The following is a 21,754-nucleotide window of genomic DNA, read 5'->3' as shown; positions in this document are numbered from 1 at the left end:
TTATTAGTTATGAGGAGCAACTCACAAATAACTAATAACTAATAACAATTAACTACAGACAATTAGACAGTCGTGATATCTTTCTCTTTCGCTGCCAGAACTTCTTCTATTTTGGCAATGTACTTGTCTGTCAGCTTTTGAATTTTATCTTGCAAGTCCCGCGATTCATCTTTAGAGATATCGCTGCTTTTTTCCTGCTTGCGAATCGAGTCAACGGCATCGCGGCGGATATTGCGAATTGCAACTTTACCTTCTTCAGCAAACTTCGCGGCCATTTTGACAAATTCTTGGCGTCTGTCGCTCGTCAGCGGCGGAATGTTCAAGCGAATAACTGAACCGTCGTTGTTGGGAACGAGTCCTACATCGGACAGGGAAATCGCTTTTTCGATCGAGGTGAGCGCTGTGCGATCGAACGGTTGAATGTTGATCGTAGTCGCATCCGGCGTGCCGATGTTGGCAAGGGATTTGATCGGAGTTGGAGAACCGTAGTAATCTACCATGACTCGATCGAGGAGGGAGGCGTTGGCCCGTCCCGTCCGAATAGTATTAAAAGACCGTTGAGTAGCCTCAACTGCCTTTTGCATATGATCTTCTGCTTCAGCTAACTTCACAAAAACCTCCGACAAGAGTTCCAATAGATTCTCCCATTACAGCCCGGTAGATGTTGCCCGACACCGAAAGGTCAAATACCATAATAGGAATATTATTTTCTTTGCAAAGGGCGATCGCGGTACTGTCCATCACCCGCAAGTCTTGATTTAAGACGTGGGCATAGGTGAGGGTTTGATACCTGCGCGCGTTGGGGTTGACGTGGGGGTCAGAATCGTACACCCCATCTACCTTAGTAGCTTTAAAAATCACCTCTGCATCAATTTCAGCCGCCCGCAAAGCGGCTGTAGTATCAGTAGTAAAAAAAGGGTTGCCAGAACCTGCACCAAAAATCACTACTCGTTTTTTTTCTAGGTGGCGAATTGCCCGCCGCCGGATGTAGGGTTCAGCTACTTCTTGCATGGCGATCGCCGATTGCACCCTCGTTGGCACTCCTGCTTGTTCCAGGGCATCCTGCAAAGTGATAGCATTCATCACCGTAGCAATCATGCCCACATAATCAGCCGTTGCCCGATCCATCCCTGCTGAAGCAGCTTTCACCCCGCGAAAAATGTTGCCGCCACCGACAACAATCGCGATTTGAATGCCTTCGGACACGACTTTGGCCACTTCTTGGGCGATCGACTGAACGACTACCGGATCGATGCCGTAGCCCAAGCTGCCCATCAGCGCTTCACCGCTGAGCTTCAGCAAAACCCGCTGATAAACCATCCCCATGCCGCCACTATTTTGTTACTCTGTTTGCCTCCACCATAAGATAGCAGCACGGGTGCATTTTGAACATCAATTGCCCGGAACAGGCATCCTGCTTGTGCTGCAAGAAAATTTGTTTGTTGCGGGGCGGGCTGCTAGCCGAACAGGCCCGAAAGCCTGTTCCACAACCGGATTGATTTTTTGTGGGGAGTAGGGGTTGGGCTTCTAGCCAGCCCCTAAAAGAATCAATCCTTGGGGACGAAATTAAGAGCAGCAGAATTCATACAGTAACGCTGACCGGTAGGTTTCGGCCCGTCGTTAAATACGTGGCCCAGATGAGCGTCGCAAACAGCGCACAGTACCTCTGTTCGGCGCATGAACATGGTGTTATCCGACTCGCACTTGACATTTTCTTCGCTAACAGGAGCGTAGAAACTCGGCCAACCGGTACCGGAATCATACTTTGTTTCTGATTTAAATAGCTCCGTACCGCAGCAAATGCACTTATAAGTTCCGGGCTTTTTGTTGTCGTGATACTCGCCGCTAAATGCTCTTTCCGTTCCCTTTTTTCGGGCGACTTTAAACTGTTCAGGCGTGAGTTGCTGTTGCCATTCGGCTTCGGTTTTTTGAACTTTGTCAGTCATGGTTTAATGTTGTATTTAGATGAAATTAGCTGTTAGCTGTTAACTCATGCTTCCATTAATATTAACCTAATTGGCTCGAAATGAACATACCAGGGAAAAGGATTGTCCTTAATCGCCCTCCACTTTTCCTTAAAAACTTCGGCTTGCAACTGATAATCTTGGGAATCATTGGGAGGCGAGTGCAATTTGAGATATAATGTCACCCGGTGCGGAGTTTCCACAGTTGAGGCGATCCAACAAGCAAAAGTATTTTCGCGATCGCACCCGCTAACAAAACTCAGTTGATGAGCTCGAATTCCCACAAAAACTAGAGATTTGGGAATTGGTTCGACTACAGTCAGAGTACAGCCCCAGTCGATCGCCTCGACGAGAGTTTCCGCGATCGGTTTAGCTGCTGAGAAATTCTTGCAGCCCGTCAACTGGGCGACGGTGAAGTTGCCAGGGCGATCGAAAATGTTCTCTTTCGTATCAAAGGCGATCGGCCTTCCCTCGGCCAATACCAACAGATTTTTGCACACCCGGTAAACTTCCTCTAAATTGTGGCTGACAAACAAAGTAATGCCCCGATAATTAGCCAGAGTCTGCATTAACTCGCGTTCCAGTTGACTCCGCAAATGAGTATCCAAAGCAGAAAACGGTTCGTCTAACAGCAGCAAATCGGGAGAAGGGGCGATCGCCCTTGCCAAAGCCACCCGCTGCTGTTGACCCCCCGAAAGTTCCTGCGGGTAGCAGTTTTCCATTCCCGACATTTGCACCGAAATTAGCTGTTCTTTTACCCGAAGTTTTTGCTCGCTTTCAGATAAATCCTGCAAGCCAAACGCAATATTTTGAGCCACAGTCAAGTGAGGAAATAAAGCATAGTTTTGAAACAAAAAACCGATGCGGCGGTCTTTAGAAGGTACATTAATACCCTGTAGTGAGTCAAATAAAACCCTGCCATTGACTGCAATTTTACCGCTGCTGGGAGTTTCTAAACCAGCGAGGCAGCGGAGAGTCATGCTTTTGCCAGAACCCGATGCGCCCAAAATTCCTAGGACTTCCGGGCTGATATCAAAGCCGACATCCAAGGCAAAGCCGGAGAGAGGTTTAAAAATGCTTAAACAAAGTCCGCTTTTCGGTTGTTGTTGGGATTTTGTGGTAAAAGTAGACGCGACTTTAGGAAGATTTGATTGCAGTCTTTGGCTGGAATTTGGTTTGGGCGATCTCCTTTGTAAATCAGTCCAAAAATTAACAGCAGTTAGCACGCTCAAAGAAAGACTAAGAATAATCAAAACCCAAATAGCAGCTTGCCTCATATCCCCTGCTTCCACAGCAAAATAAATTGCCATCGGGATAGTTTGAGTTTGTCCGGGAATATTCCCCGCTAACATCAGCGTCGCGCCAAATTCACCCAAAGCGCGGGCAAATGCGAGAATAGTTCCTGCTAAAATTCCCGGCCATGCTAGCGGCAACATAATCCGCCAAAAAACCTCCCACTCCGATGCTCCCAAAGTTCGAGCAGCGTTGAGAAGATTGGCATCAATTTGCTCAAAAGCTCCCAAAGCAGTTTTGTACATGAGGGGAAAGGATACAACTGTGGCAGTAATGGCGGCGGCTTGCCAAGTGAAAATTATAGTAAAGTCGAATTGTAGCAAGAATTGACCGATCGCCCCATTTCTTCCAAACAGTAGCAGCAGCAAAAATCCCACTACTGTCGGCGGCAAAACTAAAGGAGAAATGAAAATGCCTTCAATAAAAGCTTTACCTCTGATGCGAGTTGAAAGCATCCACCGGGCGGCGGCTATTCCCAGGAAAAAGGTGATAAATGTCGCAATAGCGGAGGATTTTAGAGATATCCAGAGCGGAGAAATATCAAATTCCATAAATCGTAAGGACGGGTTTCACAAACAATAATTGCTTCAAACAAATAATTTCCTAAACCCGTCCCCACACACAGATAAATCAAAATGTATAATTTTGGGATTCGCTCGTAGGGGCGGGTTTTACCAACAATCTCCGGCTAATACCAATAATCTCGTAAACCCGCCCCCACCCAACGGCAAATCGAAATGTACCTCTTTGAATACACAAGGTTATCTGTTGTGTGAGGGCGGGTTTATATAGATTGTTGGCGGGAATTAGATATTGTTGGTAAAACCCGCCCCTACAAAATTTGGTTGTATGAGACTAATTAACTAGCTATACCAAATCCGTATTTCTGAAATACTATTTTAGCCCGATCGCCCGCCAAAAACTCAACAAACGCTTTAGCCGCAGCGGGATTGCGGCTGTTTCTGATAACTGCCAGCGGATAAACAATGGGCGAGTGCAAATTTTCGGCAGCCGTTAGTCGCACAGTTACTTTGTCCGAAGCTTTGGCATCTGTGGTGTAGACTATGCCAGCATCAACGTTACCGCTTTCGACAAATGTCAGCACTTGGCGGACGTTATTTCCTAGCACTAATTTTGGCTGGAGTTGCTGCCACAATCCAAGCTTAGTTAGCATTTCCTGAGCGTATTGTCCCGCAGGTACGCTTTTAGGTTCGCCGATCGCAATTTTCTTGATTTTGGCATCTGTCAACTGTTTAAAATCGCTCAAAACTACGCCGTTTTTAGGAGTAATCAAAACCAGGCGATTTGTCAGCAAATTGCGCCGCGTCTCGTTAAGGAGCAAATTAGCTTGCTGCAAAGCATCCATTTGTTTGGTAGCGGCGCTCAAGAATACATCTACCGGAGCTCCTTGCTGAATCTGCTGCTCTAGAGCACCGGAAGCACCAAAATTATAAGTGATAGTAATATTGGGATTGCTGCTTTGATAAACAGTCTTGATTTCCCCTAAAGCTTGCGACAGACTGATAGCAGCAGATACAGTTAAAGAAGTTCGCTGCTGCGCTGTCGCTGGAGAAACGCTCTGAAATAAGTTCCAACTAATCAGTAGTGTCAGTGCCGCGACGGCTACTACAATTAAGTTGAGGATGCGTTTTATTTTCATAGGGCTTTGTTTTAATTTTTCATAGGGCGATCGATAAATCTAACTTACAGCACCTTCCGATAAATGGTGCGTCAGGACTTGACTTTTCGTGCAAATTGAGAATGTAAAACCTGACGCACCCTACCATAATAATGAAGTAGGGTGCGTCAGTTACCATTATTTTCGATACAAACCAACAATCTCACAACAGACGCACCTTTCAACTAATGACTAATGACTACGATCGCCATTTGACGGAACAGCCGATCGCCTCTGTAGTTGAAGGTTCCACGGGTTCGCTGTTGAGCAATTGGTCGATCGCGCTCCGCAAATAAGAAACCTGCACCGCCGCCGAATCGTCGGCGTTGTCGTCAATTAAACCTTTATAGCGCAGTTTGCCGTCTTGGTCTAACAAAAAAACCTCCGGCGTTTTAGAAGCCCCAAAACTTTCAGCCACATCTTGAGCAACATCTCGGATGTACGGGAAGTTGAGTTGATTGTTGGCTGCAAAAATTTTCATGTTCTCAAAACTGTCGTCTGGATACTGGTTTGCATCATTAGCATTAATCCCGATTAAAGTAACATCTCGATCTTGAAAATCTGCTTGAAGTTCTTTCAAGCGATTGAGATACAACTGCACGTAAGGGCAATGATTGCACATAAATATCACCCCGATCGCCCGAAATTTTTCTAAATATCGAGATAAATGGTGAACTTCTTCGTCAACTCCCGGCAGTTCAAAATCGGGAGCGTAGCTGTTAATAGGAGTACCGGTTGTTTCCATTAGTAAACTCATGTTTTCAGGAGGTGAAGAGCAGTATTTGCCAGCATGAAAAATGAAAGTGTCAACGCGGCGAATAAAATGGGCGGTTTTTTGCTTTAGCTTAATTCTAGCCTGGCCAGCAGCCTATTTTGATTCGTACTTCGCGATTTATCATTCGTCTGGCTTTAGCCAACCTTGAGCCAGAGCTTGATATCCAATAAGTTTATATGCTAATTTGGCGGCGGTAAATTCTGAGACTACAGAATCTACAACAGGTGCCAATTCCATAATGTCACACCCGATTACTTCGTAGGACTCGAAGACGCGGCGCAAAAATCCGGTGAGGGAATACCAATTTAACCCGCCCGGTTCCGGTGTGCCAACCCCTGGAATTAAAGTCGGATCGATGCCGTCTAAGTCGATCGTCAAAAATACTCGTTTGGTTGTGATGCTGGCAATTGCCCGATCGGCCCAATCCGGTTGACTAGCAATTTCGCGAGCTCGAATCACGTTTAGCTGTTTTGCTTTAATCAAATCTGCTTCTTCTTTGCAGATAGCGCGAATCCCGATTTGCAGTGTCGGCAAGCCCATATCTAAAATACGCCGCATCACGCAGGCGTGGTTGTGAATCGAGCCTTCGTATTCGTGGCGCAAGTCGCCGTGGGCGTCGATTTGCACGACTGTGAAAGGTTCGTTTGGGTATGCTTGGCGATAACCTTCAACAACGCCTGCAGTGATGCTGTGTTCGCCTCCGAGGGAGATGACAAATTTATTTTCGGTAACTAGCTGGTGGACTGCGGCTTGGGTGACTCGCAGCATTTCTGAAGATGAAACCGGTTGCCTGTTGCGAGTGTCGGCGATCGGCTCTTTTGTATAAATTCCGACATCGTAGCAAACTTCGGAATCTAGTTCTTCGTCGTAGCACTCGAGTTGATGAGATGCTTCTAGAAGTTTTGCCGGCCCGTTTTCGCACCCCCGGCGGTAAGTGGTGGTTGCCTCGTAGGGAATTGGTAAGATAACTACTTTGGCAGTGTCGTAGTCGGGTACAATTTCGGAGCCGAGAAACGGCACGACAGAAGTTGAAACGATCGTTGGCATAAGGGAAATTTTAATAAGGCAAAGAAGTCAGCATCTTTAATCCTGACATAATATCGGCTCTAACTGCAAAGTAGTCATTAGTCATTAGTCATTAGTCATTAGTCAGCAGTCAGCAGCTAACAATGCCCCATGCCCTATGCCCTATGCCCCATGCCCAATCTAAAATCTAAAATCCTATGACTTCTTCTACATCAACTGCTGTTGCACCTCAAACTTGGCTGTGGAAAGGCTTTCCGATTTGCTACCAGGCTGCGGGTTCGCAGGGGCCTGCGGTGGTGTTTGTCCACGGTTTCGGTGCGTCTTGGGGCCACTGGCGCAAGAATTTGCCGGCATTGGCTGCTGATTGCCGCTGTTACGCGATCGACCTCATCGGTTTTGGCGGTTCTGCTAAACCTGCGCCCAAACTTGAGATTGACTATACTTTTGAAACTTGGGGACAGCTAATTGCTGATTTTTGTCGGGAAGTTGCGGGCGGGCCGGCTTTTTTGGTCGGAAATTCGATCGGCTGTGTGGCAATTATGCAAGCCGCAGTGGATTTTCCCGACATTGCTTCGGGTGTAATTTTACTCAATTGTTCTTTGCGGTTGCTGCACGATCGCAAACGCGCCGAATTGCCTTGGTATCGCAGTTTTGGAGCGCCAATCGCACAAAAAGTTTTAAATGTCAAGTGGATAAGTCAATTATTTTTTAAACAATTAGCAACGCCAAAAACAGTAAAAAAAGTGCTTTTGCAAGCTTATCACCGTCCCGAAGCTGTCACCGACGAACTGGTAAATATGCTGCTGGAACCTGCCAAAGATAGCGGCGCAGTCGAAGTATTTGTGGCTTTTATCAGTTATTCTCAAGGGCCGCTACCGGAGGATTTGTTGCCGCGTTTGAGCTGTCCGGCTTTGATTTTGTGGGGTACGGACGACCCTTGGGAACCGATCGCATTGGGGCGAGAATTGGCAAAGTTTCCGGCTGTTGAAAAGTTTATTGCGCTGGAAGGCGTCGGTCATTGTCCCCAAGATGAAGCGCCGGAATTGGTCAATCCTATTTTACTCGATTGGATTAAAGGGCGATCGGTATTTACAGAAAATTAGTGCTTTTGCTCCTTTGGTTTTACTCGTTACCAGGCTGGAGCCTGGTAACGCCGATCGGGAGGCTCTGCCTCCATTTCCTTCCCAAGCGAGGCAGAGCCTCTAGATATGGGTTCCCGGCTGGAGCCGGGGAACCAGTTAACCAGTTAAAACTTGATAGTTCAAACAAACAGGAAACTATCAGGAGTAAACGCGCCTTGAATGACAGCTATTTGGTCAGATGTACCAGCCAAATTGATGGAGTTACCAACTATATTGTAGTTGGAAAGACTCCCGCGTAACTGAATGCGATCGATTCCCTGCTGAAAATCTTGAATCAATGCAACTCCTGTTCCACTATAGTATGTCTTGGTCGCATCACCGAGCACAAAAACATCTCTACCCCGACCGCCAATCAGCACATCCGTTTCATTGCTTCCCGGTGCAGCACTTGATGGATTGACTCCAATCAGGGTATCATTGCCGCGCAAACCTGAGAGTGTATCGTTACCATCTCCTCCTACTAAAAAATTGTTTTGGATGTTTCCGGTAAGGACATCTACATTCGGAGTACCTGTGACGTTAACGAAATTCTCTACCGTAAAATTCAGAGTGCCGATACCGGGTAGATTGTTAACCGCCAAACGATTTTGCGACAAATCCACATTAATAGAAGCTGTGCCGCTACCTGTAGAAGCATCGATGGTATTACTCTGTCCTAAAGGAGCAATTATTTGTTCTATATTTTGCAGGGTATCTGTACCTGCTGCGCCTTTATCTACAATACCTTTCGCCTCAAGGCTAATGCTGCTGGTAAGGGAAAGATAGCTAATTGTGTCCGTGCCTAATCCTCCAATTATGCTATCAGTGCCGCTACTACCTAGAATGAAGTTATCTAAACTATCTCCGGTAATATTGTCGTTTCCTGCTGTGGTGCTAATACTGTTAGCTGGCACAGAGGGTGGAGTTTGATTTTGGGGAGGTAGAGCAGAATTGGTAAGTTGTGCGCCTTGATTTTGAGGTGGTTGGTTGCCCGCTGCGCCTTGATTTTGAGGTGGTTGGTTGCCCGCTGTCCCTTGATTTTGAGGTGGTTGGTTGCCCGGTGCATTGATTGAATTAGGAAATGGTGCTGGCATGATGTAATTACCCGGATTAGTTTTCTAAGTTTGAAGAAGCTTTCAGGCTAAAGGAGTGAATTCTCGATCGGCCTTTGAGTTAGTCTCTACAATCATTAAGTTGGTTGAATATGACATTTACCCCTGTCCTAGGATTACAGTTTTGTAATCTGGAGAAATTAGGGTTTTTCCGAATTTTGAGGTAAATTACGATCGCCCGGTGGGCGCGGTGGAATGCCCAAAGTTTTAATCAAGTCTGCTTCGGTGACTCCCAACTTTTTCGCTGCACCGGGAATATCTAAACGAGGAGGGGGCGGCGGTTCGGGCGGGCGATTATTTTCAGTTGGCGGTTCGGGCGGTTTGGCGGGTAGCCCCAATGCTTCGATTAACTGGGCTTCGGTGACTCCTAATTGTTTGGCAGCAGCGGCAAAATCTATACGGGGCGGATGTCTGGGCGCTTGACTGGGTTCGGGTTGGCTCTGGGCGAGTAGAGTATTAGAACTGAGATATTTCACCTCTGTCAGCAACAGGCAAGATGCCTGTTCCACAAAGAGTAAATTTTCTTGTGGAACGGGCATCTCGCCCGTTCTGGAAGGCAACAGGCAAGATGCCTGTTCCGCAAAGAGTAAATTTTCTTGTGGAACGGGCATCTTGCCCGTTCTTGAGAATGGTGCAACATATGAGTTAGAACTAGCTGTAGTCCGATCGGGAAAAGTCAAGCTGCTAAATCCCAGCAGCAAGGCTGTAGCAGGTAACGCTAGCAGTGAAGCAATTTTCATCATATTTACGATCGCGAATCCAAAAATGTTTATAGCTACATCAAACTCCCCAAACATGACCGGGAACACTGCGAATAGATTACAGTTTTGTAATTTAAGTAAATGCCTGATGGCGGTATAATCACAACCGAATAAGTAAATCTATGAATGTTCTATACGTTGAAGATGAAGAAAAAATCGCCAATTTTGTTTGTATGGGCTTGAAAGAACAAGGCTTTGTGGTGGATTATTGCGATAATGGCAATGATGGCTACGATCGGGCGATGGATAATGAGTACGATGCGATCGTCCTGGATATTGTATTGCCGGGAAAAGATGGATTATCTATTCTCAAACACCTGCGAAAGGCTGGACGCAACGTACCCGTGATTTTATTAACGGCCCGCAATGAATTAGACGATCGCATTGAAGGATTGCATCTCGGTGCTGATGACTATTTAGCTAAACCGTTTTTTGTTGAGGAGTTAGTTGCTCGGATTTATGCTGTAGTGCGGCGTGCTTCGGGCGATCGCCAAAATATTCTGAGCGTTGGCCCAGTTAAGCTCGATCGCATTTTGCGAGAAGTTACTTGCGATCGCCATGCAGTAGAACTTACAACCCGCGAGTTTAATCTGTTGGAATATCTGATGCGATCGCCCGGTAGGGTACTCACCCGCACCCAAATCCTCGAACATATTTGGGGTTATGATTTTAATCCGAATACGAATGTGGTAGATGTATGTATTCAACGCATTCGCAAGAAAATTGAACCGATCGGCGGTACGGGATGGGTTGAGAGCGTGCGGGGCGTTGGCTATCGGTTTCGCAAACCAGATTCCCCATCGTGAAACTGCAATCTTTTCGCTTTCGGATTACTCTATTATCTGCTGTTCTGGCAAGTGTTGCTCTGATTGGCTTTAGTATTGTTTCGTGGTGGTTGATTTACGATGCTAAGGTCAAGCGTCTTGATGCTGAAATCAAGAATCAGTTAATCCAATCTACCCGCCCGCAATCGACGCAATGGGATGTTTATAGTAATTCTTTGCCATCAGTTTTGGGCATGAATGATGGGGAAACAACCGCGGCTTTGCTGGTGACTGATAGAGATGGTAATTTGCTCTACCGATCGAGCCAGTGGCAAGATGGACTTGATGCTAATTCATTATGGCGATCGCTGCCCCAACCCCCTCCCGATCCTGCCAGAATACCTTTTCAATTAGAACCTCCCCCTCCACCAAATTCACTCTATCCACCACCTCCCCATCCACCGCATTCACTCTATCCACCACCTCCCGATCGACCGCCTCCCGATCGAATCGATTCATTTTCACCGAGAGAAAGAAGACCCCCGCCCGATCGGCCTCCTCAATTCGATCGACCGAATTTTCCTCAAGTTTTCCAGGCTAAGCTAGCAACCCAGCGTACTAGCAAAGCTGTTTGGCGTGTGGGCGCGATTCATTCTCCTCAAACTCAAATAGCGATCGCTGTTAACTTACAAGCGATCGATCGGGAAATGGCATCGATTGGCAATATCTTTCTAATTTCTATTCCCGCAGTGCTGTTATTCGTAGCAGGTGGAGCGTGGTTGATATCGCGGAGTATTCTGTATCCCATTGGGCGACTCACGATGGCTATTCGCAATGTTACCGTACAAGGGCTAGATCGCCGCGTCCCTGTTGGTTCAACGGATATAGAGTTTGTACAATTAATTTTTGTGTTCAATCAGATGTTAGAACGTCTGGAGCGAAGTTTTAAACAAGCTTCTCGTTTTAGTGGAGATGCTGCTCATGAACTGAAGACACCGCTGGCAATTTTGCAAGGCCAACTAGAACGGGCTTTGCATCAAGTTGAATCGGGTTCTGAGGTACAGCAAACCCTGAGTAATTTATTAGATGAAGTGCGCCGTTTGAGTGAAATTACCCGTAAACTTCTCTTACTTTCTCTAGCCGATGCCGGACGCATGAACTTAAATTCGGTTGAGGTAAATATGTCGGCTTTGCTATCGGAAATTGCCGAAGATATGGAACTGCTAGCACCGCATTTAGACGTGCAAATGACAATTGCTCCTAATTTATATATCAAGGGCGATCGCGATTTGCTGGTGCAGGTTTTGCAAAATCTGGTGGGTAATGCGATTAAATATAATTTACCGAAGGGTTGGCTGAGGTTACAGGCTAACTGTCAGGAAAAAAGAGTAATTGTCAAAATTGTCAATAGCTCTCAAGATATTTCTTTGAGGGAGCGCGATCGTATTTTCGAGCGCTTCCATCGCGGCGACTCCACTCAGATCCAAAAAATCGAAGGATCGGGATTGGGGCTAAGTTTAGCAAGGGAAATCGCACGGGCTCACGGCGGCGATATTCAACTAGATGCTGCCATACTTGGTCAAACAGGGTTTATACTGAGTTTACCTGTGGGCGATCGCGATTAACCCGATCAATGATATGGTTGCGGTTATTTTCACTTTAGCTCAGCGATCGGGTTAACTTAGAATTGAGAGTTTTTAGGAGTTGAAGTGGGAGCTATATTTCCGCGATCTCGCCACAGCAACAACGGAATGGTTAACGTTCCTAAAATCATTACAACTCCAGTCATAATCCAAACTAGCACGCGATTTGGGCGATAATCACCTCGCTCAATTTGCCAGAAAACTCGATTATAACGCCATGCTGCTAAGGCAATGACCGCAATTCCAAAAACGACCAGACTCAGCCCTAAAGTTTCCGAGTTGAAGAAGGGAGGGGAGGAAACTTCTTGCTGAGTCACTGTAGCTTGAAATTGATGGAGAAATAAACTGAACCGAGCGATCGCCAACCCAAAACCAATTAAACCGATTGAAGTTCGCAACCATGCAAGAAACGTGCGTTCATTTGCCTGATGTTCCCGCTGTCGGTCTATTTTAGCACCCTTGTTCATCAACCCTACCTTTATAAAATATCTTAAGCTTTCCCTCGTTGATTATTGTTTCAGTTGAGATTGCGGAGGGAAGTAAGCTGTTCTGTATTTAAATTGTCTGTCAAAAAACAATTAAACTCTTGTGGGGTGGGCGTCTCGCCCGCCCTGAATATACAATTTAAATGCGCGACAGCTTAAGCTGTGGAGCATTTAAACCACTAACGATCCAGGTAGGGTGCGTCAGCTAGAACACGCTCCGCTTACATGGGAAACGCTTCTTTACTGACGCACCTTACAATCGTCTTTTAAATGCCGAACAGCTTATCGGTATGGCGATCGCGATTCATCATTACCAAAAAATATAGTATCAGTAAATCGACAAAAAAGCGATCGCCCCCATCTCTACCAACACAAAAGAAGAGGACACAGAAGAGGACACAGCAATGCTGTGTCCCTACAAATACTGCGGTTAAAACCCAGTTTAAAAAGACTTAGCCGCCCCGCCTGACTGAGCCTTTTTCTGCAACCAATCCTTGCCCAATCTGATTGTCACATCCGATTGCAAAGCACCCGTACTCTCAACCAGCACATCCCCAAAACCCAAAGACTGGCGAATGGCTTGAGCACTTTTAATATCCCCATCTTGAGCTACTAGAGTAGTTACCTCCAGCGGTTCTGGCCAATCCTTGTAAACCTGAACATTTCGATAACCGGCTTGAGTCAGAGTATTGACAAAATCTTCAACAGCAGATTCATCTCCGGTACTATCTTGAATCGCCACCTTCAGAAAAGTCGCATCAGCATTCTCAATTGTCCAACTATTCTGACCGAAGTCAAAATGTTCTGCCACCAGAGTTTCGATCGCACTTTGGTCTGGCAACCAAAAACTTGCCTTATAGTCCTTGGGATCGCTGAACTTGCCGGGAACCATCAACATCTGCACGCTGGCGCGATCGGTTTGAGTCGCAAAACCAGCCAAAGCCACCAATTCTTCTATACTCAAATTTGTGTCAAGGTGAGACTGAATCACCGACAAAATCTTCGGTAGCCGAGACAGCAAACCTACATTTACTTCCTGTTCCACAAAAGCCCGCATCAACAATTGCTGGCGCTGCACCCGCCCGATATCGCCCAAATCGTCGTGCCGGTAAAGTAAATATTGCACGATTTGTTCGCCGTTGAGTTTCTGTTTGCCAGCCTTTAAATTTATATATAAATGCTGGCTTTCATCGGTATACTTCATGTCTTTAGGGACATTAATTGTAATGCCGCCAAGTGCATCTACCAAACTTTTGATGCCTTGAATATTGACCGTGACATAGCGGTCAATTCCCACACCGCCCAAGAGTCCGCTGACTGACTTCGCTGACGAAGCCGGGCCGCCGTAGTAATTAGCTTCGTTGATTTTCACCACACCCCTACCTTCAACATAGGTGCGGGTGTCTCGCGGAATGGAAAGCACGCTTAACTTTTTATTTTGAGGGTCAAACCTAACCAACAGCATCGTATCGGTTAACCCCTTGAAAGAGTTTTGCCAGACATCGTATCCAAGCTCCTTATCGGGATGGCCGTCGAGGTCTGAGCTGAGAACTTTAAGTCCTAAAACTAAAATATTAACTGGGCGAGTCAGCTCCGGCATCTTCATGCTGAGCTTTGCCATGTCGCCTTGAGAAAATACTGCTGCTTCTTCAGGACTCAACTTTTGTTGCTGAAGCGGCGTTGTGGAAAGGGACACTGCTAGCAACGCTCCGGCTGTGGCTGAGAGCATGGCTACTCCAGCCAAACCAAAACCAAAACCCAGCCAGCGGCCTCGATGGGGCTGGGAAGCTTTTTTGGTTGAAGGTTGAGCAGTTGATTGTTGGATAGGGTCTTGATTAGGAATTTTTTGAGCTGGCACAGGCTTCCTCACACACAACAAAAATAAAAAAGATAATGGCAATATGTAGTATCAAGCTGAAGACGCAATCAATCAATACGGTAAGGGTTCAAAAGAGCCCTAAATTATGATAAATGTTTGCCCACCACTTGCTCCGCTACGCGGCTAATTCCGGGCAACCATAGCGGTTGACGCTTCCAGAGGCGAACCATCAGTCCCAGAGCAACGATGAAATAGCTGGTTGTCAGCAGGCTACTCATTAATAACATGGGAAGTGTCGGAGATTCCGCAGAAATCGCTCCCGCTTCTAAAAGAATATGTCCTAAGAGCCAACTAAAAGCAAGGGCAATTGCCAAGCGGCTGACGGCTTGGCGTTCGGGGCTGCCCTGACGGCGGTAAAGATTCCACAGGGCGGGGAAAAAGCCGATGACTGGGATCATTAATACAAACAGACTTGCACGATCGAGTTCAGGATTTTCTAAGGGCTCTGTATTTTTCATCATTCGCTACTCAACATTTGCAGAAGGTCAATCGATTTTAGATTTTAGATTTTAGATTTTAGATTGAAGCATTGACCCCACGGATAAATTCGGGCGCTTGTTTATCGGATACAGGTTTTTTATTTCTGGACGGATGAATTTGGGAGCTTGTATCCTGGATGCTTTCGGTCAGATTTTGCACAAAAGTTATTTGTTAGAGGGAAAATTAATATCCTAAAACAAAATTCCTTTCTTCAGGGCTGGTGCGATCGCCAAACTTGTCTGTCAGAGGCAAAATTTTTCGGCGATCCAGATTCCGCGACCGATCGTTGGCAACTTTTCGACCCGGAGACCCGTATTTTGATAAACTGGATACAGCACAGGAGACAGGAGAACAGACTTAGCCATGACCCAATCCCAAAAATCAATCGTTATTGCTCCATCCATATTATCAGCCGATTTTAGCCGTCTTGGAGAAGAGATTCAGGCTGTCGATCGAGCAGGGGCTGACTGGATTCACGTAGATGTGATGGACGGTCGCTTTGTTCCTAATATTACTATCGGGCCGCTGATTGTTGAGGCAATTCGCCCCGTTACGACCAAGGTGATCGATGTCCACTTGATGATTGTGGAGCCCGAGAAGTACGTCGAGGACTTCGCTAAGGCTGGTGCTGACATTATTTCGGTTCACGCCGAACATAATGCTTCGCCTCACTTGCACCGCACCCTCGGCCAAATTCGGGAATTGGGCAAAATGGCTGGTGTGGTTCTGAATCCTTCAACGCCTTTGGAGTTGATCGAGTACGTGCTGGAACTTTGCGATTTAGTGCTGATTATGAGCGTCAATCCCGGCTTTGGCGGTCAAAGTTTTATCCCGGCTGTTTTGCCGAAAATTCGCCAGTTGCGTAAAATGTGCGACGACAAGGGCCTCGATCCTTGGATTGAGGTGGATGGCGGTTTGAAGGGGAACAATACTTGGCAGGTGCTGGAAGCGGGCGCAAATGCGATCGTCGCTGGTTCTGCTGTGTTTAAGGCGAACGATTACGCAGGCGCGATCGAGGGTATCCGCCACAGCAAGCGCCCGACTCCCGAGTTGGCGGCGGTTTAGTTGAAAATGCGATCGAGTCCGGTGAATTACCAATAATAATAAAAGTGGTTTGAAGTCAGGACGAATAATCCTTATTTAAAAATGGAAGAGCAAATTCTTCCATTTTTTTTCCGATAGAGAAGCGAATGTATAGCAGTTGACAGTTGACAGTTGACAGCAAACAGCAAACAGCAAACAGCAAACAGTTGACAGTTGTTATTTGTTATTGGTGATTTGTTATTGGTCATTGGTCAACCTGCTGTATAATATAGCTAGGTCAAAAATGGAAAAGCTAATAACCAATAATTTCTTGATGGTACCCGCCACGTGATTTATCCGTGGGGTCGCCTCTAAAATCTAAAATCTAAAATCTAAAATCTAAAATCGAATGACGATCGCCATTACCCGCCATCCAACAAACGAATTAGCCGAACGCGGTTGGCGCACAGAAGAAATCGTCCAACCCGATGGCAGCACGGTTTTCGAGGATATCCCCCTGACCTCTGAAGAATTTCTCCATCCAGAAGAGGGATATCATTTGCCAAATAGCACTTTTCACGATCGCATAGCAGGAGATATTAAAGATATTCTCACCCGTCGCTACGCTAACGATCCAACAACAGCGGTTTTTCGCGATCTCATAATTCGCTGGGAAATTGCGGATTTCAAAGATCATTGTCCCGATACTTGTGTGGTGTTTGGCATTCAAAATAAAGAGCAGGTGCGGACAGAGTTTTTAGTGAACTCTGAAGGCGCGTGTCCGTCTTTAATTGTTGAAGTGGTTTCGCCTCGATATCGCAAAGAGGATCGAGAAATCAAAGTCCAACAATACGCGAGGGCCAGCGTGCGGGAATATATAATTTTCGATCGGCGGCGCCAGCGAGGTCAAATGCTGGATGAGGTGTTGGGCTACCGTTTAATAGATAACATCTACGTGCCGATTACTCCCGATGAAGAGGGACGCATTATGTGCGAAACGGTGGGTTTGTGGATGGGATTGCATGATGGCGAGGTGGTGATGGTGGATGCTCAAACTCAAGAACGCCTGCTCAGAGCTATAGAGCTCGAACAGTGGGCGATTCAAGCCCAAGAGCAAGCCTCTCAAGCCCAAGAGCAAGCCTCTCAAGCCGAACAGCGAGCTACTCAAGCCGAGCAGCGAGTTGCCCAATTAGCCGAATTTTTGCGATCGCACGGTATCGATCCCGATCGAATTTGAGCTTTGGCGGTTGCTTTTTTAACCGAAAAACTGGTTTTTATCCCTATGATTGTCATTTCGGGGTAGCATAAAATTCACTCAACGATCTAATTAATCGATGCAGAACCTCGAATTATCATTGATGTAGTCCTTTCTAGATAGCAGATTACTCCGCCCACAATCGCGGGAACCATTGCTCGACTGCCATTGTCGGAAATCCCAACCGAACGGCTCCTTTCGGAGAATCCGCGACTAGCAAACCTCGTTCGATTAAACGTTTCAACACCGATCGCGCCTGTCTTTCCTGATACCCCGCGATCGCTGCCGCACGCCCTCGCGCAATTTCTCCCTCCAAAAAAGCTGCTTTCAATAACGCAAAACTTCCTGGCAAGAGCGATCGCTGCTTTATCGCGATCGCCACATTCGCTTCAATTCGATTTAAGAGTTGCGTGGGTTCCAAAAGCTCTGTCATGAAATCAATCTGGTCAATGCAAGTTTCTAGAAAAAACTCGCAAAACTGGACTAATCCCGCCATTGTGAGATTACCTCGACCATCATAATCGTTCAGCCGTTGCAGATCGGCTTGTGCTAGCAGCGATCGATAATCCTGCATTTTCCGCGCCAATCCTCGCGAGACTGACCACAGGCTATTTCCTATTCCAATGCGTTGAAAATAAGCATGGGAAAAAAGTCGCACGACTCGCCCATTACCATCTAAAAATGGATGAATCCAGACAAATCGATGGTGGGCGGCAGCAGCCACAAGAATTCGATCGACCCCCGAGAGCCGATCGGGGCTATAGACTCGGGCAAAGCGAGCGAGAAACGCGGGTAAAGCATCCGGTGGAGGGGGGATATGGCGACCGATTTGCACGTTCGCCGAACGCCATTCTCCGGGTCGAACGGCGACCTCTCCAAGCTGCCAAAAAGCTTCCGGCAGGCGTTGATAAAATTCACGATGCAATTGTTGAATGAATTCCGGGCTGACAACATCCAGTATTTGCCAATTTGGATCGAGATCTAACAGGCTCTGAACTTCGATGTGAGCTTTAGCTTCAAGTTGCAAGTTACGCTGTTCTGGATCGCTAGAAAAGTCTTGTGCCAGAGCGCGTTCGATATCAATTGGTCGGGTGCGATGACCTTCAATTAGGTTGCTGTAATAGCAATTCATCGATCGCACTAAAGTACCGAGCGATCGCAAAACGATCGGATGCAATCCGCGAGTCAACTGCCCCGCTTTCGATGTCAGCAAAACTGCCAAGTCTTCTAAATGTCGAGTCCGCTGAGGATAAACGGGTTCGAGCAGGCTGGGTTCGTAATGTCGGTAGGGAATAGCTAACTCTGCCATTGTATTGCCGATCTAAAAAGTGGCTGAAACAGTTTTATATTCTAGCTTGCAGATGTTATTGGGCGAACTTTTTGCCGAACTTTTTGCCGATCGTGTATCCAGTATAAAAGTATCTTCGTCTTGTTCGAGCTGCGCGATCGCTCCAACCCATAGCGATTGGCTATTGGCTGAGAAAGAGGAAGCGAGTATCCTTATTATCTCCTTTGAAAATCAAAAAAGTTTGCAAAGTGTCCGGATAGACTCTCATTATCTATGTCTATTTACTTAGAGCAGAAAGATAGTTCTTCAGTATCTACTAAGTAGCAGACACTGAAAAAAATCGGCTCTCCCTGATGCTTAATGTAGAATGTAGCGAATGATACTAAATCCATTGGAGATTAACGCTGAAACCTTGATATTGCTATATCATAAGCTTACATTATCACTACAAGTACGGAAGAGCCTTAGTTATCCGGTAAATTTAGTATTCTAACTTAAGTCTATGGAACCATTAACTGCTGGCGCGATCGCTCTTGTCGCCCTCTTATTAAACAAAACCTTTGAAAAGACAGGTGAAATCATTGTAGCTAAAGCTTTTGAAAAAGGGAACCAAGTGATAGACTCGATGAAAAACCAATCTCCTGATACAGTAAATGCCATAGAAGCAGCGGCGGAAAAAGAAATTTTTACTCTAAGAGAGCATTTTGATGAAGCCATTTTAGTAGAAATGGTAGAATTAGCTGCTCAAGCAAATCCAGAGATAAAAGCGGCTTTAACAGATTTAGCTATTAAGGTAGAAGAAGCACAAAAAGAAAACGATCATCTCAAGCAAGCGGTACAAGATTTGAGAAAAGCAGTAGAAGAACGACGAAATCAGAATTCAAGCAATCTGAATTCGACGAAGATAGCTGAAACAATCGGTAAGATTGGGACTGTAATGCAAGGATCTCGTATCAACTCTTTGCATATTAATCAACAATTTTGATTTAAGGATACCTCTTTCAGTCGGTTTTAACCGACTTAATCTATTAGCGCGGAGCTTAAGTTCTGGGCGGTATGCTTCAAACAATAACTGAGATGGTGTAATTGATATTCAATTAAAAAATGTGTATAAAAATAGCGGAACATATTGAAAGGATTGGGATTTTAATCACAAACTCTAACATAGATAACTTCAGAATTGATATATCATTATCGCATATTTTTCCATGTCTATCAGATGAGGAAAAAAAGAAAATTTTTTTGAAAGCAGTGCATGATGAAGTTAACAGAAAATTGAATTTATTTAACTACAATGGAAAACTCATTATTCTAAAAAAGAATATTCTTAGAGATTTAGTGAATCATCCTGATGTTATGCAGAAATCAATTACAGATCCAGATTCCAATATTTTCGATATATTTAACTACACAGATGGGGCTTATCGAAAATTACTGATTGTCGGCGAACCTGGTTCTGGTAAAACTACTACTTTATACGAACTTACTCAAAGGTTGATCGCAGAAGTAGAAGCAGATCAAAATAACCCAATTCCAGTAGTTATTGATTTGTTTGACTGGAAAAAAGATAAAGTATCGATGCGCGAGTGGTTAGTAGGGAAACTTAGTCGTAAATATCAGTTACAAAAGCGACTATTTAGAAAGTGGTTTGCAGAAGGTAAAATCTTGCCATTATTAGATGGACTCGATGAGGTAAAACCTGAATTTCAGCATGATTGCGTTCTCGCGATTAATCAACTTATAGAAAAAATCAATCCACCAATATATTTAGTAGTATGTTGCCGTATTGATGAATACAAAAGCTTAATTATAAATAACGACTATTCTAAACTCAAATTATTTCAAGCCATTGAGTTGCAAAAATTAACAGTTGGGCAAATAGAGAATTGCCTAAAAGACATTAAAATTAAATTTGATCCTACAGCAGCTTTCGGTGTAATTCGGTACGCTTTAATAAGTCCTAAATATTTGATATATTCTCTTCTAGCTGATTCTATTAACCTCTGTCTCTGGGAAATTATTAAAGAGCACGAACATCTCTTAGAACTACTTCGTACTCCCCTAATGTTACATATTGCTATTGAAGTATATAGGGAAATTTCGCTCAATCAATTGAGTCTCCCTGATTCCTCTGAAAGACTTCAGCCTTATTTATTTAATCAGTATATCGCTAGCAATCTGCCTCTAGAAAAGATCCCTATGAGGGAGATTGATAGAAATATCAATACTACTTATCTGCTCATCTGGCTGGCTACAAACTTGAAAAAACACAATCAAAAAGAATTCTTGATTGAAGAAATACAACCTAAGTGGTTGCCCAAATATCAAATAATCTATCATATTGGTGTAGGCTTGATTCTATCATTATTTTTATTGACAATTAGCATTTTTCTAGCTCAGATTTTCAAATTAACATTTATTTATTATTTGGGAGCTTTGATTCTTATTCTGAGCATTGCCCAGAATCCAAGCATAAAAATAGTTGACGGTTTTACTAGGTCAAATTGGTCTTTTAAACAAGTAAAATGGGCATGGATAATTAGTTTATTTGCTGCATTATGTTTGGGAGTAGTGACTTGGATAAACAAGGGACTTGTTGCTGGAGGGAAGGTTTTCTTAATTACGGCAATTGCCGCAACGCTAGTGAGTGTATCAACTGGATTTACTGGAGTTGCAAAATCGAGAAAAACCTATGCTAACCAAGGCATCATAAAATCTTGCCAAAATGCTATTATATTCGGATTATTTATAGGAGTAATTGGTACATCAATCTGTATACTGCTATATCTAAGAATTGATGGAACGCTCGATTTCTTAAAAGTCCATAAAGTCCATGCACTCTCTGGGATAATTATCGGACTCATGAGTGGTTTATTTATGGGTGGGATAACTTGTATTCAACACTCGATCCTTCGGTTGATTCTCTGTTGCAATGGTTTACCTTGGAACTTTGCTCTTTTCTTGGATTATGCAACCCAAAAGGGTTTTCTTCAGCGAATTGGTGGTAGTTATCAATTCAGACACGATTTACTAAGAGATCACTTTGCTACTGAACTACCCCGTTATCAAAACAACCTATAATCAACCTCTTGCCCAAGTTAATATTTTGCTTTGGGAGAGAATCGGAGTGGATGGTGCGTTGGCATTAAAGTTAAATTCGTGAAGCAGCACAGGGTAGTAGCAGCAAACAGGTAGGAACATCAGCCA

The 21,754-nt window shown here is 45.0% G+C and carries 22 protein-coding genes; 8 read left to right on the top strand and 14 right to left on the bottom strand.

Annotated elements, in window-relative coordinates; genetic code table 11:
• Window positions 1-62 precede the first annotated feature (62 nt).
• Together frr and pyrH are read right to left on the bottom strand one after the other, a co-directional pair.
• The gene (frr, locus tag QUA56_RS25440; protein WP_333363428.1) at window positions 63-611 is read right to left on the bottom strand and encodes a ribosome recycling factor; all 549 of its coding nucleotides are present in this window, start codon (window positions 609-611) and stop codon (window positions 63-65) included.
• Window positions 598-1,326 carry a UMP kinase gene (gene pyrH, locus QUA56_RS25435; protein ID WP_333363426.1) on the bottom strand — a complete coding sequence of 243 codons (729 nt, stop codon included), beginning with the start codon at window positions 1,324-1,326 and terminating at the stop codon, window positions 598-600. The genes frr and pyrH overlap by 14 nt, the downstream gene beginning before the upstream one ends.
• Here pyrH and QUA56_RS25430 point away from each other — a divergent pair.
• Window positions 1,325-1,516, top strand: coding sequence for a hypothetical protein (locus QUA56_RS25430; RefSeq protein WP_333363425.1), 192 nt, complete (start codon window positions 1,325-1,327; stop codon window positions 1,514-1,516). The two genes, pyrH and QUA56_RS25430, sit on opposite strands and share 2 nt — an antisense overlap.
• A 31-nt stretch (window positions 1,517-1,547) precedes the next feature.
• On the opposite strand, the gene msrB is transcribed toward QUA56_RS25430, so the two are convergent.
• The 6 genes from msrB to speB all read right to left on the bottom strand — a co-directional run bounded on the left by msrB (window position 1,548) and on the right by speB (window position 6,757).
• Window positions 1,548-1,946: a peptide-methionine (R)-S-oxide reductase MsrB gene (gene msrB / locus QUA56_RS25425; protein WP_333363423.1), complete on the bottom strand. Its 399-nt coding sequence runs from the start codon at window positions 1,944-1,946 to the stop codon at window positions 1,548-1,550.
• Between the two features lie 44 nt (window positions 1,947-1,990).
• Window positions 1,991-3,808, bottom strand: coding sequence for a molybdate ABC transporter permease subunit (gene modB / locus QUA56_RS25420; RefSeq protein WP_333363421.1), 1,818 nt, complete (start codon window positions 3,806-3,808; stop codon window positions 1,991-1,993).
• 308 nt (window positions 3,809-4,116) lie between these two features.
• Window positions 4,117-4,917, bottom strand: a complete 801-nt coding sequence (modA, locus tag QUA56_RS25415) for a molybdate ABC transporter substrate-binding protein (RefSeq protein WP_333363419.1) — start codon at window positions 4,915-4,917, stop codon at window positions 4,117-4,119.
• A 19-nt stretch (window positions 4,918-4,936) separates the two neighbouring features.
• Entirely contained in the window at window positions 4,937-5,074 is a 138-nt protein-coding gene (locus QUA56_RS25410; RefSeq protein ID WP_333363416.1) for a hypothetical protein, read from the bottom strand.
• Between the two features lie 60 nt (window positions 5,075-5,134).
• A complete protein-coding gene (locus QUA56_RS25405; RefSeq protein WP_333363413.1) occupies window positions 5,135-5,692 on the bottom strand; it encodes a thioredoxin family protein in 558 nt (185 codons plus the stop codon).
• Window positions 5,693-5,830: 138 nt separating this feature from the next.
• Window positions 5,831-6,757 (bottom strand): agmatinase, encoded by a 927-nt coding sequence (gene speB, locus QUA56_RS25400; protein WP_333363410.1) that lies wholly within the window; start codon window positions 6,755-6,757, stop codon window positions 5,831-5,833.
• 176 nt (window positions 6,758-6,933) lie between these two features.
• On the opposite strand from speB, the gene QUA56_RS25395 reads away from it, so the two are divergent.
• Window positions 6,934-7,839: an alpha/beta fold hydrolase gene (locus QUA56_RS25395; protein WP_333363406.1), complete on the top strand. Its 906-nt coding sequence runs from the start codon at window positions 6,934-6,936 to the stop codon at window positions 7,837-7,839.
• 158 nt (window positions 7,840-7,997) lie between these two features.
• Here the strand turns inward: QUA56_RS25395 and QUA56_RS25390 are convergent, their stop codons facing one another.
• Window positions 7,998-8,951 (bottom strand): M10 family metallopeptidase C-terminal domain-containing protein, encoded by a 954-nt coding sequence (locus QUA56_RS25390; protein ID WP_333363403.1) that lies wholly within the window; start codon window positions 8,949-8,951, stop codon window positions 7,998-8,000.
• A 158-nt stretch (window positions 8,952-9,109) separates the two neighbouring features.
• A complete protein-coding gene (locus QUA56_RS25385; protein ID WP_333363400.1) occupies window positions 9,110-9,712 on the bottom strand; it encodes a hypothetical protein in 603 nt (200 codons plus the stop codon).
• A 140-nt stretch (window positions 9,713-9,852) separates the two neighbouring features.
• Here QUA56_RS25385 and QUA56_RS25380 point away from each other — a divergent pair, with 140 nt between their 5' ends.
• A complete protein-coding gene (locus QUA56_RS25380) occupies window positions 9,853-10,536 on the top strand; it encodes a response regulator transcription factor (protein WP_333363397.1) in 684 nt (227 codons plus the stop codon).
• A complete protein-coding gene (locus QUA56_RS25375; protein ID WP_333363393.1) occupies window positions 10,533-12,119 on the top strand; it encodes an ATP-binding protein in 1,587 nt (528 codons plus the stop codon). The genes QUA56_RS25380 and QUA56_RS25375 overlap by 4 nt, the downstream gene beginning before the upstream one ends.
• Window positions 12,120-12,175: 56 nt before the next feature.
• Here the strand turns inward: QUA56_RS25375 and QUA56_RS25370 are convergent, their stop codons facing one another.
• The 3 genes from QUA56_RS25370 to QUA56_RS25360 form a co-directional block, all read right to left on the bottom strand.
• On the bottom strand, window positions 12,176-12,604 hold the full coding sequence (locus QUA56_RS25370; protein WP_333363390.1) for a DUF202 domain-containing protein: 429 nt from the start codon (window positions 12,602-12,604) through the stop codon (window positions 12,176-12,178).
• 460 nt (window positions 12,605-13,064) lie between these two features.
• Window positions 13,065-14,480, bottom strand: a complete 1,416-nt coding sequence (locus tag QUA56_RS25365) for an LCP family protein (RefSeq protein WP_333363387.1) — start codon at window positions 14,478-14,480, stop codon at window positions 13,065-13,067.
• Between the two features lie 104 nt (window positions 14,481-14,584).
• Window positions 14,585-14,959, bottom strand: coding sequence for a hypothetical protein (locus QUA56_RS25360; protein ID WP_333363442.1), 375 nt, complete (start codon window positions 14,957-14,959; stop codon window positions 14,585-14,587).
• A 385-nt stretch (window positions 14,960-15,344) separates the two neighbouring features.
• Between QUA56_RS25360 and rpe the strand changes: the two genes are divergently transcribed.
• Together rpe and QUA56_RS25350 are read left to right on the top strand one after the other, a co-directional pair.
• Window positions 15,345-16,046, top strand: a complete 702-nt coding sequence (gene rpe / locus QUA56_RS25355) for a ribulose-phosphate 3-epimerase (protein WP_333302745.1) — start codon at window positions 15,345-15,347, stop codon at window positions 16,044-16,046.
• 367 nt (window positions 16,047-16,413) lie between these two features.
• Window positions 16,414-17,241 carry a Uma2 family endonuclease gene (locus QUA56_RS25350; protein WP_333363384.1) on the top strand — a complete coding sequence of 276 codons (828 nt, stop codon included), beginning with the start codon at window positions 16,414-16,416 and terminating at the stop codon, window positions 17,239-17,241.
• Window positions 17,242-17,386: 145 nt separating this feature from the next.
• On the opposite strand, the gene QUA56_RS25345 is transcribed toward QUA56_RS25350, so the two are convergent.
• Window positions 17,387-18,568, bottom strand: a complete 1,182-nt coding sequence (locus QUA56_RS25345; RefSeq protein WP_333363381.1) for a Fic family protein — start codon at window positions 18,566-18,568, stop codon at window positions 17,387-17,389.
• A gap of 481 nt (window positions 18,569-19,049) precedes the next feature.
• Here QUA56_RS25345 and QUA56_RS25340 point away from each other — a divergent pair, with 481 nt between their 5' ends.
• Both QUA56_RS25340 and QUA56_RS25335 read left to right on the top strand, forming a co-directional pair.
• Window positions 19,050-19,532: a hypothetical protein gene (locus tag QUA56_RS25340; RefSeq protein WP_333363378.1), complete on the top strand. Its 483-nt coding sequence runs from the start codon at window positions 19,050-19,052 to the stop codon at window positions 19,530-19,532.
• 119 nt (window positions 19,533-19,651) lie between these two features.
• Window positions 19,652-21,628 carry a hypothetical protein gene (locus tag QUA56_RS25335; RefSeq protein WP_333363376.1) on the top strand — a complete coding sequence of 659 codons (1,977 nt, stop codon included), beginning with the start codon at window positions 19,652-19,654 and terminating at the stop codon, window positions 21,626-21,628.
• Window positions 21,629-21,754: the final 126 nt, after the last annotated feature.

Source organism: Microcoleus sp. N3A4 (assembly GCF_036701805.1).
Taxonomy (GTDB): domain Bacteria; phylum Cyanobacteriota; class Cyanobacteriia; order Cyanobacteriales; family Microcoleaceae; genus Microcoleus.
Note: the sequence above shows the minus strand (reverse complement) of the source record. Positions and strands in the feature narration are given on the sequence as shown.

Coding starts and splice junctions, on each gene's coding strand:
- QUA56_RS25430 (WP_333363425.1), top strand. CDS start 1,325: ATGCCGCCACTATTTTGTTACTCTGTTTGCCTCCACCATAAGATAGCA.
- pyrH (WP_333363426.1), bottom strand. CDS start 1,326: ATGGGGATGGTTTATCAGCGGGTTTTGCTGAAGCTCAGCGGTGAAGCG.
- msrB (WP_333363423.1), bottom strand. CDS start 1,946: ATGACTGACAAAGTTCAAAAAACCGAAGCCGAATGGCAACAGCAACTC.
- modB (WP_333363421.1), bottom strand. CDS start 3,808: ATGGAATTTGATATTTCTCCGCTCTGGATATCTCTAAAATCCTCCGCT.
- modA (WP_333363419.1), bottom strand. CDS start 4,917: ATGAAAATAAAACGCATCCTCAACTTAATTGTAGTAGCCGTCGCGGCA.
- QUA56_RS25410 (WP_333363416.1), bottom strand. CDS start 5,074: ATGGTAACTGACGCACCCTACTTCATTATTATGGTAGGGTGCGTCAGG.
- QUA56_RS25405 (WP_333363413.1), bottom strand. CDS start 5,692: ATGAGTTTACTAATGGAAACAACCGGTACTCCTATTAACAGCTACGCT.
- speB (WP_333363410.1), bottom strand. CDS start 6,757: ATGCCAACGATCGTTTCAACTTCTGTCGTGCCGTTTCTCGGCTCCGAA.
- QUA56_RS25395 (WP_333363406.1), top strand. CDS start 6,934: ATGACTTCTTCTACATCAACTGCTGTTGCACCTCAAACTTGGCTGTGG.
- QUA56_RS25390 (WP_333363403.1), bottom strand. CDS start 8,951: ATGCCAGCACCATTTCCTAATTCAATCAATGCACCGGGCAACCAACCA.
- QUA56_RS25385 (WP_333363400.1), bottom strand. CDS start 9,712: ATGATGAAAATTGCTTCACTGCTAGCGTTACCTGCTACAGCCTTGCTG.
- QUA56_RS25380 (WP_333363397.1), top strand. CDS start 9,853: ATGAATGTTCTATACGTTGAAGATGAAGAAAAAATCGCCAATTTTGTT.
- QUA56_RS25370 (WP_333363390.1), bottom strand. CDS start 12,604: ATGAACAAGGGTGCTAAAATAGACCGACAGCGGGAACATCAGGCAAAT.
- QUA56_RS25360 (WP_333363442.1), bottom strand. CDS start 14,959: ATGAAAAATACAGAGCCCTTAGAAAATCCTGAACTCGATCGTGCAAGT.
- rpe (WP_333302745.1), top strand. CDS start 15,345: ATGACCCAATCCCAAAAATCAATCGTTATTGCTCCATCCATATTATCA.
- QUA56_RS25350 (WP_333363384.1), top strand. CDS start 16,414: ATGACGATCGCCATTACCCGCCATCCAACAAACGAATTAGCCGAACGC.
- QUA56_RS25345 (WP_333363381.1), bottom strand. CDS start 18,568: ATGGCAGAGTTAGCTATTCCCTACCGACATTACGAACCCAGCCTGCTC.
- QUA56_RS25340 (WP_333363378.1), top strand. CDS start 19,050: ATGGAACCATTAACTGCTGGCGCGATCGCTCTTGTCGCCCTCTTATTA.
- QUA56_RS25335 (WP_333363376.1), top strand. CDS start 19,652: ATGTGTATAAAAATAGCGGAACATATTGAAAGGATTGGGATTTTAATC.